This is a genomic window from Micromonospora sp. R77 (genome assembly GCF_022747945.1).
In the GTDB taxonomy this organism is placed as follows: domain Bacteria; phylum Actinomycetota; class Actinomycetes; order Mycobacteriales; family Micromonosporaceae; genus Micromonospora.
Genome location: NZ_JALDST010000001.1, coordinates 3,206,149 through 3,221,457, shown reverse-complemented (window position 1 = coordinate 3,221,457; position 15,309 = coordinate 3,206,149). Strand labels below are relative to the sequence as shown.

Sequence of the window (15,309 nt, the reverse complement as noted above, 5' to 3'; positions counted from 1 at the left end):
TCACTCAGCGTGCCGCCACCGTCACCACGGCACACCGGACCGTACCGCACGTCAATCGCGACTGTCGATGCCCTGTGGATGACGGTTGGACGACGGTCAGCCGCGCCAGAGGGCGAGCATCATCGCCTCCACCGCGATCCGCGGCTTGACGTTCGCCTCGATCGCCGCCCGGCACTCCAGCACGGCCTCCAGCCGGCGCAGCGCCCCCTCGGCCTCCCACTTCTGCGCGCCGGCCCGCGCCACCTCGGCGGTGTCGGTGTGCACCGGCCCGACCGGCGCGCGCAACGCCATGGTCAGCGCGTCCCGGTAGAAGCCGGCCAGGTCGACCAGGGCCCGGTCCAGGGCGTCCCGCTGGGCCCGGGTGGCCCGCGACTTCTGCCGCTTCTCCAGCTCCTTGAGCTGACCGGCGGCACCGCGCATCGCCCGGCCGCGCCGCGCCCGGTGCCGCCTGCGCCGAGCGCGGTCTGCAACGCCGCCGCTCGGACTCGTCGGCCTCGGCCACCGACGCCGCGGCCTCCGCCTCGGCCGCCTCGATCAGCGCCGAGGCGGCGTCGAAGGCCGCACCCACCCCGGTCAGCCGGCGCGGCACCGCGAGCACCGCGTCCCGGCGCTGCCGTGCCTCCGGGTCGCGGGCCAGTCGCCGGGCCCGGCCCACGTGCCCCTGCGCGGCCGCCGCGGCCCACTGCGCCACGTCGGGGGCGATCCCGTCCCGGTGTACGAGCACCTCGGCCACCGCCGCCGCCGACGGCTGCCGCAGCGGTACGACCCGGCAGCGCGACCGGATGGTCACCGAGATGTCGTCCGGGTGGACGGAGGGGGCGCAGAGCAGGAAGACCGTCCGGGGCGGCGGCTCCTCGACCGCCTTGAGCAGAGCGTTGCCGGCCGCCTCGGTGAGCCGGTCGGCATCCTCGATGATCACCACCTGCCAGCGCCCGCCGGACGGGGTGCTGGCCGCGCGGAGCACCAGCGCGCGCATCTCGTTGACGCCGATGGAGAGCCCCTCCGGCACCACCAGCCGCACGTCGGCGTGGGTGCCGGTCAGCGTGGTGTGGCAGCCGGGGCACTCCCCGCAGCCGGTGCCGTGCACGCACTGCAACGCGGCGGCGAAGGCGCGGGCCGCCACCGACCGACCGGAGCCGGGCGGCCCGGTGAAGATCCACGCGTGGGTCATCCCGGCCCCCGGGTCGGGCCCGGTGGCCGGCCCGGTGCCGGCCGGACCGCTCGTGCCGGCCGATCCGCTCGTGCCGGCCGGGGCGGCTGCGGCGACGGTGGCGGTGCGCAGCACGGCGGCGGCCGAGGCGGCGGCCCGGCGCAGCGTGTCGACCGCCTCGTCCTGGCCGACCAGGTCGGCGAAGACGTCCGACATCAGGTGGGGCGCTCCAGGCTCACCAGCTCCGTGTCGGATAACTCGGGCTGGACCGAGGTGTCGGGGCCCTGGGCCGGGCGGGGGTGCACGATGCCGGCCGGGTCGACCAGGAACTCGTCCACCCGCCGGGCGACCGCCGCGGCGATCTCCTCGGCCGGGCGGGCGGCGTCCAGCACCAGGTAGCGCTTCGGGTCGGCGGCGGCCAGGTCGAGGAAGGCGTACCGGACCCGCTCGTGGAAGGCGATCGACTCGGCTTCCAGGCGGTCGGTGCCGGCGTTGCGGGACTCGACCCGGGACAGCCCGGTGTGCGGGTCCACGTCGAGGAGCACCACCAGGTCGGGCTTGAGCCCACCGGTGGCCCACGAGGAGAGCCAGGAGACCTCCTGCACCGGCAGCGTACGACCGGCACCCTGGTAGGCCAGCGACGAGTCGACGTACCGGTCGCTGATCACCACGGCGCCCCGGATCAGCGCCGGCCGGACCACCGTGGCGACGTGGTGCGCCCGGTCGGCGGCGTAGAGCAGCGCCTCGGCGCGCGGCGACGGCGCGGTCTCCCCGGCCGGTTCGAGCACCAGCGCCCGGATCCGTTCGCCGACCCCGGTGGCCCCCGGCTCCCGGGTGACCACCACGTCGCGGCCCTCGGCGCGCAACCGCTCGGCGAGCGCGGCGAGCTGGGTGGACTTGCCGGCGCCCTCACCACCCTCGAAGACCACGAAGAGGCCGCTGGAGACGAAGTGCTCGGCCGGCATCAGCGGGCGGCCCCGGATCGAGCCCCAGAGGTCCGCCAGGACCGGCACGCCCTTCTTGTCGTCCATCTGGCCGAAGGCGCTGATCCCGGCGAAGATGCCGGCCGCACCGGCGACGAGCAGCAGCAGCCGGGTGGAGGAGACGGAGATGCCGAGGTCGGCGATGGTTAGCTTGCGGGAGCCGCCGACGCCGACCAGGAGGCTGCTCAGCGCGATGGCCAGGATCAGCACCAGCCGGGTGCCGATCTGCACCACGGCGAAGACCCGGCCGCGTACCTCGTCGGCGACCTCGCCGCCGAGCAGCGTGGTGCCGGCGAGGAAGGCCATGCCGGCGCCCGCGCCGACCAGGATCGCGCCGAGGATCGCCATGGAGAGGTGGATGGCGAAGGCGAGGACCAGGACCGAGGCGCTGGCCAGCACGATGCTCATGCCGAACCAACGGCGCCGGGACATGTCCCGCACGATCATCGGGCCGAGCCCGATGCCGAGCGCCAGGCCGATGAAGATCGCGCCGAAGAGCAGCGAGAAGGCGGCGTCGCCGGCGCCCAGCGAGTTGGCGAAGAACTTCGCCGTGCCGACCACGATGCCGCCGCCGGCGAACGCCCCGAAGATGCCCAGCACCAGGCCGCGCACCAGCGGGGTCTGGCCGATGTACTTCCAGCCCTCGGAGAACTGGCGGAACATGCTCTGCTCGGCGCGCTCGCCCTCGCCGCGCTGGGCCTCGCTGATCTCCTTGATGCCGAAGGCCACCACGAGCGCGGTGGCCAGCCGGGAGATGGCGTTGAACCAGAGGGCGAGCTGGGCCGGCTCGGCCCAGGAGGGCAGCTCGCCGCCGACGGCCCCCCGGACGCCGCGGTCCAGCACGGCCAGGGCGATGGCGGCGGCGACCGGGGTGAGGCCGTACGTGGTGATCAGGGTGAGCTGGTTGGCCGCCTCCAGCCGGGCGCGCGGAATCAGGTTGGGGACCGCGGCCTCCTTGGCCGGGATCCACAGCAGGGTGACCGACTCGATCAGGAAGGTGGCGATCAGCGCCCAGCCGACCACCAGTCCACCGCCGGCACCGGTCAGCGCGTAGAGCGGGATCGAGGCGAAGAGCACGAACCGCAGCAGGTCGCAGATGACCATCGTCCAGCGCCTGTCGAACCGGTCGGCGAAGACGCCGGCCACCGGGCCGAGCACAAGCGCCGGCAGCAGCCGGATCGCGGTCACGCCACCGAACGCGGCGCCCTGGGCGGTGCTCCCCTGCACCTGCGCGGCGGCGAAGAGCGCGGTGGCGAGCAGGCCGAGCCAGTCACCGAACGACGCCGCGCCGAGCACGATCCAGAGCCGGCGGAAGGGTCGGATGCGCAGCACCGAGCGGATCGCGGCGGCCCCGGACGGGTCGCTCTGGGGGCCGGGCGACGACACGCCGGGCGACTCGCCGTTCTTCTGGCTTTCGATGGCCGTACCTCCACGTGCCGGCCCAGAGCTGGGCATCCCCGGTGGAACACTCTAGTCCCGGCGGGGAGCCTCCCCGTCCGCGACATTGCTGCTCGCCGAGCCTAGGCCGCCGGAGCCACCCGGGACAGCCCGACAGACGCGAGGGTATTTCGCATTGACGCCCGGACGGTTAGCGTGCACCACGTGGCCACCGACAGTGACAAACTTCGCGATCGCCTCGACCGTGCGACCGCCCACCTCGACCCGCCGTACGCGGTGGTCGACCTCGCCGCCTTCGAGGCCAACGCCGGTGCGCTGGCCCGCCGCGCCGACGGCAAGCCCGTCCGGGTGGCCAGCAAGTCGGTCCGCGCCCGGGACCTGCTGACCCGGGCGCTCGGGCGGCCCGGCTGGCGGGGCGTGATGGCCTTCACCCTGCCCGAGGCGATCTGGCTGGCCCGTACGGGGGTTTCGGACGACGTGCTGGTGGCCTATCCGACGGCGGACCGGGCGGCACTGGCCGAACTCGCCGCCGACCCGACCCTCGCCGGCACGATCACCCTGATGGTGGACAGCATCGAACACCTCGACCTGATCGACGCCGTGTGCGCCCCCGACCGCCGCGCCGAACTGCGGGTCTGCCTCGACCTGGACGCCTCCTGGCGACCCCTGCGCGGCCGGGTGCACGTCGGCGTGCGCCGCTCCCCGCTGCACAGCGCCCGGGCCGCCGGCGCGTTCGCCGCCACCGTCGCCGGCCGGCCGGGCTTCCGGCTGGTCGGGCTGATGGCGTACGAGGCACAGATCGCCGGTCTCGGTGACGCACCGCCCGGGCAGGCGCTGCTGGGGCGCGCGATCCGGGTGGCCCAGCGCGGGTCGTACCGGGAACTGCTGGCCCGCCGGGGTGCCGCGGTGACCGCCGTCCGCCAGCACGCCGACCTGGAGTTCGTCAACGGCGGCGGCACCGGCAGCGTGGCCGCGACCAGCGCCGATCCCGCGGTCACCGAGGTCACCGCGGGATCGGGCCTGTACGGGCCGACGCTCTTCGACGCGTACCGTGCCTGGCGCCCCACCCCGGCGGCCTTCTTCGCCTGCGCGGTGGTCCGCCGGCCGGCCCCCGGGCTGGCCACCGTGCTCGGCGGCGGCTGGATCGCCTCCGGCCCGGCCGCCGGGAGCCGGCTCCCCCTGCCCTGGCTGCCGACGGGGCTGAAGCTGCTCGGCGCGGAGGGCGCCGGTGAGGTGCAGACCCCGCTGGGCGGCCCCGCCGCGAGCGCCCTGCGGGTCGGCGACCGGGTCTGGTTCCGGCACGCCAAGGCCGGTGAGCTCTGCGAGCACGTCAACGAGGTGCACCTGGTGGAGGGGGACGTCGTGGTGGCGACCGTCCCCACCTACCGCGGCGAGGGTCGGGCGTTCCTGTAGGAGCCCGGACCCGGTCCGGCGGGGCCCGGTTCGCACCTCGGGCACCCCGCCGCTGTCGTGCCGCCCGGTCGCACCCCGGGCGTTCCCGCTCTCGTCGTGCCGCCCGGTCGCACCCGGGCGTTCCTGCGCCGCGCCGTCGCTCAGCTGGGCTGGGTGATCCCGCCGCGGGCGTCGACCTGCCGGTGCAGGTATTCCCGGATCAGCGCCTTCGCCTCGACCAGCACCCGCCCGTCGCCCTCCGGCTGACGGCGGAACGCCAACTTGATCAGGGCGTCGGCGGCCTCCACCGCGACCTCCAGGTGGAACCGCAGGTCGGGCACGTCGGTCAGCCCGAACCGCTCGATCAGCACCCGCGCCAGCTGGTCGGCGATCACGCCGTTGTTGTCGCGCTGCTCGTCGAGCAGGTGCAGGTCGACCACGTCGCCGAAGTGCAGGGTACGGAAGCCCGGGACGGTGCGGTGCATGGTGATGTACTCGTCGATCCCCGCGTCGACGCCGTCCCACCAGTGGGTCATGTCGTCCGAGGCGAACCGCTCGTCGAGCCGCTGCAGGTAGGACTCCATGGTGCGCAGGGTCAGCGCCTGCACGATCGCCCGCTTGTCCGGGAAGAACTGATAGACCGACCCGATCGCCACCTCGGCACGCTCGGCGAGCAGGGTCGTGGTCAAGCCCTCGTACCCCACCTCGTCGACGAGCTCGGCGCAGGCGTCCAGCATCCGCTGGACCCGCGCGACACTTCGACCCTGCACCGGTACGCGGCGCAGCGGCCCGGTCGTGGCGGCTGGTGTGGACACTCGGCGCCACCCCCCTTCGACGGATGAACATATCTACACGTCACTGAAGTGTGACTACCGGTACAACGAGCGGACCCCGGATGCGGTATTTACCAGGCACAACGTTCCTGATATGAAGTCAGTTCATATTCATGTCGAGGAGCGTCCATGCCCGGTACCGCAGCCGAGTGGTCCAACTGGGCCGGCAACCAGCGCAGCACGGCCACCGCCATCCTGCGCCCCCGTACGACCGATGACGTCGTCGAGGCCGTCCGCACCGCCGCCGAGGCGGGTCGGACCGTCCGGGCGGTCGGCAGCGGCCACTCGTTCACCGACACCGCGGTCACCGACGGGTACCGGCTGGACCTGTCGAACCTCGACACCGGCGTCACGGTCGACGCCGCCCGCCGGTTGGTCACCGTACCCGCCGGGACGCCCCTGCACGCCCTCAACGACCTGCTCGCCCGCCACGGTCTCGCCCTACCCAACCTCGGCGACATCGACGCACAGACCATCGCCGGGGCGATCTCCACCGGCACCCACGGCACCGGGGCGAAACTCGGCTGCCTCTCCACCTTCGTGGTCGGGTTGACCCTGGTCACCGGCACCGGCGAGGTGCTGCGCTGCTCCGCCGACGAGCACCGGGACGTCTTCGCCGCCGCCCGGGTCGGCCTCGGCGCGGTCGGTGTCCTGGTCGAGGTCACCCTGCGCTGCGTCGACGCCTTCGTGCTCCGGGCGCACGAACGGCCGGCCGCGCTGGACGCGGTGCTCGGCGACCTGCCGTCACTGGTCGCCGGGCACGACCACGTCGAGTTCTACTGGTTCCCCTACACCTCGCGGGTGCAGGTGAAGACCAACGACCGGGTGCCCGCCGACGACCGGCCGCTGCCCCGGTGGCGCGGCTGGCTGGACGACGAGTTCCTGGCCAACACCGTCTTCGCCGGGGCCTGCCGGCTCGGCCGCGCCGTGCCCGCGCTGGCCCCCGGCATCAGTGCCGTCTCCGCCCGCGCGCTCACCGAACGCAGCTACACCGGCCGGTCCGACCGGGTCTTCTGCACCCCGCGCCGGGTCCGCTTCGTGGAGATGGAGTACGCGCTGCCGCGCGCCGTGCTGCCCACCGCGCTCGACGCGCTGCGCCGCGTCGTCGACGGACTGCCGTTCAAGGTGCTCTTCCCGGTGGAGGTGCGGTTCACCGCCGCCGACGACGTCTGGCTGTCGCACGGCTACGGCCGGGACTCCGCGTACGTGGCGATCCACCAGTACGTCGGCATGCCGTACGAGCCGTACTTCCGGGCGTTCGAGCAGGTGGCGACGGAACTCGGCGGTCGGCCGCACTGGGGGAAGCTGCACTACCGGGAGGCGGCGTCGCTCGCTCCGGCGTACCCGAGGTTCGGCGACTTCCTCGCCGTCCGCGACCGGCTCGACCCGGACCGCCTCTTCACCAACCCCTACCTGCGGCGCGTCCTCGGCTGACGCCGCGCACGATCACGGTCGATCCCGGAACCGGTGGCCTCGCTGCCTGCGGGAGGCCACCGGATCCGGGATCGAGCACGATCACGCGTGGGTCACTCCGACGCGGAGGTCGCCTTGCGGGGGGCTGCCTTCTTGGCGGGGGTCTTCTTGGCCGCCGTGGCCTTGGCGGTGGTGGTCTTCTTGGCGGCGGTGGACTTGGCGGCTGCGGTCTTCTTCGCCGCCGTCTTCTTGGCCGGGGCGGCCTTCTTCGCCGCCGCCTTCTTCTTCGGCGCCGGACCCTTCGCCCGCTTCTCGGCGAGCATCTCGGAAGCCTGCTCGACGGTCAGCTCCTCCGGGGTCTGCCCGCGTCGCAGCGACGCGTTGAACTCCCCGTCGGTGACGTACGGCCCGAACCGGCCGTCCTTGATGACCAGCGGCTTCTCGGTCGCCGGGTCGACGCCCATCTCCCGCAGCGGCGGCGCGGCGGCCCGACGCTGGCGGGTCTTCGGGGCGGCCAGCAGCGCCAGCGCCTCCTCCAGCGTGACGGTGAACATCTTGTCTTCCGACTCCAGCGAGCGGAACTCGTCACCGCGCTTGACGTACGGGCCGTAGCGGCCGTTGTTGGCGACGACCTCGCCGCCGTCCGGGGCGACCCCGATCAGCCGGGGCAGGGTGAGCAGCTTCAGCGCCTCGTCGAGGGTGAGCGAGTCCGGCGTCTGCGACTTCAGCAGCGAGGACTTCCGCTCACCACTGGCCACGTACGGGCCGAACCGGCCGGACTTGAGCAGGATCGGCTCGCCGGTGGCCGGGTCGTCGCCGAGCTTCCGCTCGCCCCCGCCGCCGAGGAAGAGCTCGTGCACCTTCTCCGGGGTCAGCTCGTCGGGGGCCAGCCCCTCGGGGATCGGTGCCCGGTCGCCCTGGGAGGTGCCCTCCTCACCCTCGACCTTCGGGGTCGGCTGCTCGCCGGGGAGCGCCCGCTGCAGGTAGGGACCGAACCGGCCGACCCGGACGACGACCTCGCGGCCCTCGGCGTCGGTGTGCAGCGGGATGGAGTTGACGCTCCGCGCGTCGATGTCGCTGAGGTTCTCGGTGACCAGCTTCTTCAGCCCACCGGCGTGCGCGATGGCCTGGTCGCCGGTGCCGTTGGCGCTGCCGAAGTAGAACGCCGTGAGGAAGTCGACGGCGGCGTGGTCACCACCGGCGATCTCGTCCAGCTCGTTCTCCATGCTGGCGGTGAAGTCGTAGTCGATCAGGCGCGGGTAGTGCCGCTCCATCAACCCGATCACCGCGAAGGCCAGGAAGGTCGGGATCATCGCCTGGCCGCGCTTCATCACGTACCCGCGGTCCTGGATGGTCTGCATGATCGACGCGTACGTCGACGGGCGGCCGATGCCCAGCTCCTCCAGGGCCTTCACCAGCGACGCCTCGGTGTAGCGCGACGGCGGCTGAGTGTGGTGCCCCTGCGCGGCCAGCTCGTCGGCGGTCAGCGGCTGGTCCTTGACCAGGGTGGGCAGCCGGCGCTCGGCGTCCTCGGCCTCGGCGTTCTCGTCGTCGCTCGACTCGACGTACGCGCGCAGGAAACCCGGGTCGGTGATGGTCTTGCCGGTCGCGCCGAAGTCGGCCTCCTCCTGCGCGGTGGAGACCGCCCGGATGCGGACCGAGACGCTGGAGCCGACCGCGTCGGTCATCTGCGAGGCGATGGTGCGCCGCCAGATCAGCTCGTAGAGCTTGAACTCCTCGGCCGACAGCTCCTTGGCCACCTCGCCGGGGGTGCGGAAGTTGTCGCCGGCGGGGCGGATCGCCTCGTGCGCCTCCTGCGCGTTCTTCACCTTGCCGGTGTAGCGGCGGGGCTCCGGCGGCACGCTGCGCTCGCCGTACAGCTCGGCGATCTGCCGGCGGGCCGCCGCGATGGCGGTCTCCGACAGGTTCACCGAGTCGGTACGCATATAGGTGATGTAGCCGTTCTCGTACAGCCGCTGCGCGGTACGCATCGTCTGCTGCGAGGACAGCCGCAGTTTGCGGGCCGCCTCCTGCTGGAGGGTCGAGGTGATGAACGGCGCGTACGGGCGACGGCGGTAGGGCTTCTCCTCGACCCGGGTGACGGTGAACTGCCGCCCCTCCAGTCGGGCGGCGAGACCGCGCGCCCCGCTCTCGTCGAGGTGCACGACGCCCGCGCCGGCCCGGACCCGACCCGTGGTCGGCTCGAAGTCCTTGCCGGTGGCGATCCGGTCGCCGTTCAGCGCGACCAGCGTCGCGTTGAAGGTGCGCGGCCCCTCGCCCGGCTTCGCCACCGCCAGGGTGGCCAGGATGTCCCAGTACTCGGCGGTGCGGAAGGCCATCCGCTGCCGTTCCCGCTCGACCACGATCCGGGTCGCGACGGACTGCACCCGGCCCGCCGAGAGCTTCGGCATGACCTTCTTCCACAGCACCGGCGAGACCTCGTAGCCGTACAGCCGGTCGAGGATGCGGCGGGCCTCCTGCGCGTCGACCAGGTCCCGGTCGATCTCGCGCGGGTTCGCCACCGCGGCCTGGATGGCCGGCTTGGTGATCTCGTGGAAGACCATCCGCTTGACCGGCACCTTGGGCTTGAGGGTCTCCACCAGGTGCCAGGCGATGGCCTCGCCCTCGCGGTCCTCGTCCGTCGCCAGGAGGATCTCGTCGACCTCCTTGGCCAGCTTCATCAGCTTGCTGATCTGCTGCCTGCGGTCGGCGGAGACCACGTAGAGGGCGTGGAAGCCGTTGTCGACGTCCACCCCGAGCCGGGCCCACGGCTCGCCCTTGTACTTGGCCGGCACGTCGGCGGCGTTGCGCGGGAGGTCCCGGACGTGGCCGAAGCTGGCCTCCACGACGTATCCCGGGCCCAGGTAGCCCGAGATCGTCTTGGCCTTCGCCGGTGACTCGACGATGACCAGACGGGTGGTTCCAGCTCTGCTCGGCACGTCTCTCTCCGACCTCACTCCTGCGCCATGCCCGTTGCGGGCCGTATCCCCTCGTGCCCGGTTTCGGGCGGCTTGCACCGGCCGGGCCACGGGCGGTCCGGATGTCCAACGTAACGCGCCGCCCGCGTTCCGGGTTTCGTGGGCGGCAAACCGGCCCGTCGCGGCGGGGCCGGGCGGTCGCGCGGACTGTCGCCGGACGGCGCCACCGTACACCGTGGGTAGGGCTCCGAGCGGGTCACTGTGACGATCACGGACCCTCGGCCGAGCGGCACCGGACCGTTTTCCTGCGCAAACCGCCGGCCGGCGGGTGCCACGGATCGGACAGCCGGCGGGGTTGCGCGCCGCGCGTCAGCCCACCGCACCCGGCCACTCGGCCTCCGGCGCGGTCGCCGGCCGGTCCCCCACCAGTTCGGCCAGCCGGGCCAGCCGCCGGCCGCTGATCCGGTACGCGGCCCGCCCGCCTCCGGGTCGAGCAGCGCGCCGGGCAGCCCGACCGCGGCCAGTGCCGCCCGCAGCTGCGGCCACCAGGTCTGGTCGGCCGCGCCGAGGCGGAGCCGGAACCCGGCCGGCTCGGCGGCCCCGGCGGCGGCCAGCCAGAGCCGCAGCCGCCGCCCGTTCAGGTGGAACCCGGCCGGTGGTCGCTTCACCGTGCCGCGCAGCCAGGCCGTCGCCAGCGGGGCGAGGGTGCTGGCGTACGAGGTGCGGACCCGGTGCCGGCCGTCCCCGGTCGGCTCCCAGCCCGCCGCGATCCCCCGCGCGGCCAGCTCGGCGACGAGCACGTGCACCCGCCAGGCGGCGTCCACCACGATCGACAGTCGCGCCGTACCACCCATCCGGACCACCTCCCCCGGCCCGGCGAGCAGGCCGGCCAGGTCCGCCAGGGACGGGTCGGCCGCCTCGGTGCCGAACAGCGAGAGCTGGCGGACCGGGTCGGGGGGTGGGGGGTCAGGGGCCGTCAGCGACACTCCGGGACCTCGTCGAAGGCCTGCTTGAGTTCTTTCGAGTTGAGCTTGCCGGTGTCCAGCGCGCTCGCGTCGTACTCCTTGTTCAGGGTGTCCACGGCGGCCCGTACCCCGTCGTAGAAGGGGCCGGCCTGCCCGGTGTCGAGCCCTTCGATGGTCGCCCGGGCCCGCCCGTACGCGTCCCGCACCTTGCTGAGCGAGCCGCGGAACCCGGCGGAGATCTCCGCGCCGTGGTCGGTCTCCGGCACGCCGGCCTCCTCGACCTTGCGTCGGGCCGTCTCGCTGGCCTGCTCCGCCCCGGCGAAGAGCCGGACCAGGTTCTCCTTGGCCTGCGCCGGGGTGGTCTGCGCGGTCATCTGCTGCTGGGTGCTGCTGGTCAATTTGTTGATCTCCGCCCGCCACGGCGTGAGCGCCTGGCAGACGGACGAGGCCCAGGCCCGGGGGCTGGGGCCGCCGCAGCCGGCGACGACGAGGACGAGCGTGGCCAGGACCACCGTGAGCTTTCCGGCGGCTGCCGCCCGGCGCGTACGCATGCGAAGCAGCGTACGGCTTCCGGGGGGAAGTGCCACCGGTCAGGTTTCGACGGGAGGGTTCCCGGTCGGCACGCGCCGACCGGGAACCCCCACCGGATCAGGCGTTGACCGTCTCCGGCCGCTGGTCCGGGTTACCCGCGCCGGTGTCGCTGCCGGAGTCGTCCATGGCGATGCCCTTGCGCTTGCTGAACACCACCGCCGCCACGATGATCAGCGCCGCGACGACCGCGATCGCGATCCGCAGGCCGGTGTTCCGGTCGTCGCCCACGCTCCAGGCCACCACGGCCGGCGCGATCAGCAGCGAGACCAGGTTCATCACCTTGATCAGCGGGTTGATCGCCGGGCCGGCGGTGTCCTTGAACGGGTCACCGACGGTGTCACCGATGACGGTGGCGGAGTGCGCCTCGGAGCCCTTGCCGCCGTACGCGCCGTCCTCCACCAGCTTCTTGGCGTTGTCCCAGGCACCACCGGAGTTGGCCAGGAAGACCGCCATCAGCGTGCCCGCCCCGATCGCACCGGCCAGGTACGACGCCAGCGCGCCCGGGCCGAGCCCGAAGCCGACCGCGATCGGCGCGAGGATGGCGAGCAGACCGGGGGTCATCAGCTCGCGCTGCGCGTCCCGGGTGCAGATGTCGACGACCTTGCCGTACTCGGGGCGCTGGGTGCGGTCCATGATCCCGGGCAGCTCACGGAACTGCCGGCGGACCTCCATCACCACGGCACCGGCCGAGCGGGAGACCGCGTTGATGGCCAGCCCGGAGAAGAGGAAGACCACCGCCGCACCGATGATCAGGCCGACCAGGTTGCGCGGGTTGGCCACGTTCAGCGCGTTGAGGATCTCCTGCCCGACGTCGCCCACGCCCGCGTCCTCGTACGAGGAGCGCAGCGTGTCGGTGTACGAGCCGAACAGCGCGGTGGCGGCCAGCACCGCGGTGGCGATCGCGATGCCCTTGGTGATCGCCTTGGTGGTGTTGCCGACCGCGTCCAGCTCGGTGAGGATCCGCGCGCCGTGCTCGTCGATGTCGCCGGACATCTCCGCGACGCCCTGCGCGTTGTCGGAGATCGGGCCGAAGGTGTCCATCGCGACGATCACGCCGACGGTGGTGAGCAGGCCCGTGCCGGCCAGCGCGACCGCGAAGAGCGACAGCGTGATGGAGCTGCCGCCGAGCAGGAACGCGCCGAAGACGCCGGCGCCGATCAGCAGCGCCGAGTAGACCGCCGACTCCAGGCCGACGCTGATGCCGGCGAGGATGACGGTGGCGGCACCGGTCTGCGAGCTCTTGCCGATGTCCTGCACCGGGCGCTTGTTGGTCTCGGTGAAGTAGCCGGTCAGCGCCTGGATCGCGGCGGCCAGCACGATACCGATGATCACCGCGCCGATGGCCACCAGCCGCGGGTTGCGGTCGACGTCGGTCAGCCCGCCCTCCAGCTCGGCGAAGGTCGCCGGCAGGTACGCGTAGGCGGCGATCGACACCAGCACCGCGGAGAGCACGGCCGAGATGTAGAAGGCCCGGTTGATCGCGGTCAGCCCGTTGCGGTCGGACGCGCGCAGCCGGGTGATGAAGACGCCGACGATCGCGACCAGCACGCCGATGGTGGAGATGACCAGCGGGAAGACCAGCCCGTCCTCGCCGAACGCGGCGCGGCCCAGGATCAGCGCGGCGACCAGGGTGACCGCGTACGACTCGAAGAGGTCGGCGGCCATGCCGGCGCAGTCGCCGACGTTGTCGCCCACGTTGTCCGCGATGGTGGCGGCGTTGCGCGGGTCGTCCTCGGGGATGCCCTGCTCGACCTTGCCGACCAGGTCGGCGCCGACGTCGGCGGCCTTGGTGAAGATGCCGCCGCCGACCCGCATGAACATGGCGAGCAGCGCGGCACCGAAGCCGAAGCCCTCCAGCACGGTCGGGGCGTCGCCCTTGAAGAGCATGACGACCAGCGCCGCACCGAAGAGGCCGAGGCCGACGGTGAGGAAGCCGACCACGCCACCGGTCCGGAAGGCGATCTTCATGGCGCCCTCGCGCCCGCCTTCGCGTTCCCGGGCGGCGGCCGCGACCCGCAGGTTGGCGCGGGTGGCCAGCCACATGCCGGCGCCGCCGATGAACGCACTGAACAGGGCGCCCACCACGAAGAAGGCCGACCGGCCGATCTTCACCAGGGTCTGGTTGCCGTCGGTGTCGTGCACCGGCAGCAGGAAGAGCAGCACGACGGCGATCACCACGAAGATCGCCAGGGTCCGGAACTGACGCAGCAGGTACGCCGACGCGCCCTCCTGCACCGCCCCGGAGATCTCCTGCATGTTGGTGGTTCCCTTACCGGCTGCCAGCACGGCCTTGGTCAAGGCGGCGGCGAAGACGAGCGCCACCAACGCGATGACCGCGGCGATGACGACGTACGTCAGGTTGGCTCCGGTAAGGGACAGTGCGCCGCCGTCGGCGGCCAAGGTCCCGGACATCTATGTCCTCCTGTACCGAACAATCGCGTCGGCCGGTGGGGACACGCGGCCGACGCCCGGATGCGAACTCGCCAGCGCGCCAACCCACCCGTGCGGACCAGCGATGAACACCCATTCCTGCTGGCTGCGGGACGGGTCGCGTTGCTGACAACCCGCGTACTGTAGCCCTACGCAGTGTTGGAGGTCACATGGAGGGGGCACCGTGTCTCGATGATCTTCATAACTGTGTTATGAGGAAAAATCTGATATACGGGTCGACCAGCACGACGAGGCCGCGCTCCCCCGTGGGAAGCGCGGCCTGCGGTTCGCGACTCGGCTCAGCGGCCGACCGGCCACACCATCCGGACCTCGGTGCCGATGCCCTCGTCCACCGGGCGGACCTGGAGGTCCTCGACGAAACCGGCGAGCAGGGCGAAGCCGACGCCGGTGGTCAACGCGTCCTCGCTGAGCGACTCCTTCGCCAACTCGTCCGGGGCCAGCGCGGCCAGGCCGATGCCCGCCTCGATCGGGGCCCGGTCCACCACCCGCACCGAGTACGCCCCCGAGTCCGACATCTCCACCAGCACCGGGTCGGCCACGCCGTACTGCCGGTGCAGGGCCACCGCCCGGGTGCACGCCTCACCGATGGCCAGGCGCACCTCGTCGAGCAGATCCTCGCGCACCCCGGCCCGGCGGGCCACCGCGACGCCGACCAGGCGGGCCGTACGCACGTGCACCGGGGCGGGCGAGAAGGAGAGCTTGACGGTCGCCATCACGCGCCGGTGCCGGTCGGGTCGGCGCTGATCGCCGCGTCGACCGTCGGGTGCAGCGGGAAGACCTGGTCCAGGGCGGTGATCCGGAAGATCTTGAGCAGCGGCTCCTTGTCGCAGACCAGGGCGAAGGAACCGCCCGCCGCGCGGAGCCGCTTCAGGGCACCCACCAGCACGCCGAGGCCGGTCGAGTCGAGGAAGTCCACCCGACCCAGATCCACCACGACCCGACGTGCCCCACCGTCGATCAACTCCAGGAGCCGTTCCCGCAGCCGCGGTGCGGTGTAGACGTCCACCTCACCGCCGACCTCGAGCACCGTGTGCTCCCCCACGGTGCGGGTCGCCAGCGACAGCTCCATCGGTCCTCCTCGTAGACTCTTCTGGGCATCTAACCATCCCGCCGCCGACCCTCTGGCGGGTCACCGGCGAGGGCTTCCTCATACCCCCGGCCGCGGGTTCCCAATTCCGAACACCAGTGCGAGAGTGCAGGACGTGACTGTCGACG

9 protein-coding genes and 2 pseudogenes are annotated in these 15,309 nt (G+C 72.7%); 2 read left to right on the top strand and 9 right to left on the bottom strand.

Annotated features, from left to right (window positions below; all coding sequences use genetic code 11):
- Nucleotides 1-96 precede the first annotated feature (96 nt).
- A pseudogene (locus MRQ36_RS15030) lies at nt 97-1,366 on the bottom strand (DNA polymerase III subunit delta').
- A complete protein-coding gene (tmk, locus tag MRQ36_RS15025) occupies nt 1,366-3,429 on the bottom strand; it encodes a dTMP kinase (RefSeq protein WP_242801123.1) in 2,064 nt (687 codons plus the stop codon). The pseudogene MRQ36_RS15030 and the gene tmk overlap by 1 nt, the downstream one beginning before the upstream one ends.
- 306 nt (nt 3,430-3,735) lie before the next feature.
- On the opposite strand from tmk, the gene MRQ36_RS15020 reads away from it, so the two are divergent.
- Nucleotides 3,736-4,944 carry an amino acid deaminase/aldolase gene (locus MRQ36_RS15020; protein ID WP_242796136.1) on the top strand — a complete coding sequence of 403 codons (1,209 nt, stop codon included), beginning with the start codon at nt 3,736-3,738 and terminating at the stop codon, nt 4,942-4,944.
- Nucleotides 4,945-5,084: 140 nt separating this feature from the next.
- On the opposite strand, the gene MRQ36_RS15015 is transcribed toward MRQ36_RS15020, so the two are convergent.
- On the bottom strand, nt 5,085-5,660 hold the full coding sequence (locus MRQ36_RS15015; protein ID WP_242801122.1) for a TetR family transcriptional regulator: 576 nt from the start codon (nt 5,658-5,660) through the stop codon (nt 5,085-5,087).
- A 225-nt stretch (nt 5,661-5,885) separates the two neighbouring features.
- Here MRQ36_RS15015 and MRQ36_RS15010 point away from each other — a divergent pair, with 225 nt between their 5' ends.
- Entirely contained in the window at nt 5,886-7,190 is a 1,305-nt protein-coding gene (locus tag MRQ36_RS15010) for a D-arabinono-1,4-lactone oxidase (RefSeq protein ID WP_242796134.1), read from the top strand.
- 92 nt (nt 7,191-7,282) lie between these two features.
- Here MRQ36_RS15010 and topA read toward each other — a convergent pair whose 3' ends face one another.
- From topA to MRQ36_RS14980, 6 genes and pseudogenes are all read right to left on the bottom strand, one after another.
- Entirely contained in the window at nt 7,283-10,108 is a 2,826-nt protein-coding gene (gene topA, locus MRQ36_RS15005; protein WP_242796132.1) for a type I DNA topoisomerase, read from the bottom strand.
- A 348-nt stretch (nt 10,109-10,456) separates the two neighbouring features.
- Nucleotides 10,457-11,073 (bottom strand): annotated as a pseudogene (locus tag MRQ36_RS15000) (hypothetical protein).
- Nucleotides 11,064-11,603, bottom strand: coding sequence for a hypothetical protein (locus MRQ36_RS14995; RefSeq protein WP_242796130.1), 540 nt, complete (start codon nt 11,601-11,603; stop codon nt 11,064-11,066). The pseudogene MRQ36_RS15000 and the gene MRQ36_RS14995 overlap by 10 nt, the downstream one beginning before the upstream one ends.
- A gap of 97 nt (nt 11,604-11,700) precedes the next feature.
- Nucleotides 11,701-14,055: a sodium-translocating pyrophosphatase gene (locus MRQ36_RS14990; protein WP_242796128.1), complete on the bottom strand. Its 2,355-nt coding sequence runs from the start codon at nt 14,053-14,055 to the stop codon at nt 11,701-11,703.
- A gap of 317 nt (nt 14,056-14,372) precedes the next feature.
- On the bottom strand, nt 14,373-14,807 hold the full coding sequence (locus MRQ36_RS14985) for an ATP-binding protein (RefSeq protein ID WP_242796125.1): 435 nt from the start codon (nt 14,805-14,807) through the stop codon (nt 14,373-14,375).
- Nucleotides 14,807-15,163, bottom strand: a complete 357-nt coding sequence (locus tag MRQ36_RS14980) for an STAS domain-containing protein (RefSeq protein WP_242796123.1) — start codon at nt 15,161-15,163, stop codon at nt 14,807-14,809. The genes MRQ36_RS14985 and MRQ36_RS14980 overlap by 1 nt, the downstream gene beginning before the upstream one ends.
- Between the last annotated feature and the right edge of the window lie 146 nt (nt 15,164-15,309).

Excerpts from the sequence above, each read along its gene's own strand:
- MRQ36_RS15015 (WP_242801122.1), bottom strand. The coding sequence starts at position 5,660 with ATGCTGGACGCCTGCGCCGAGCTCGTCGACGAGGTGGGGTACGAGGGC.
- MRQ36_RS15010 (WP_242796134.1), top strand. The coding sequence starts at position 5,886 with ATGCCCGGTACCGCAGCCGAGTGGTCCAACTGGGCCGGCAACCAGCGC.
- MRQ36_RS14995 (WP_242796130.1), bottom strand. The coding sequence starts at position 11,603 with ATGCGTACGCGCCGGGCGGCAGCCGCCGGAAAGCTCACGGTGGTCCTG.
- MRQ36_RS14990 (WP_242796128.1), bottom strand. The coding sequence starts at position 14,055 with ATGTCCGGGACCTTGGCCGCCGACGGCGGCGCACTGTCCCTTACCGGA.
- MRQ36_RS14985 (WP_242796125.1), bottom strand. The coding sequence starts at position 14,807 with ATGGCGACCGTCAAGCTCTCCTTCTCGCCCGCCCCGGTGCACGTGCGT.
- MRQ36_RS14980 (WP_242796123.1), bottom strand. The coding sequence starts at position 15,163 with ATGGAGCTGTCGCTGGCGACCCGCACCGTGGGGGAGCACACGGTGCTC.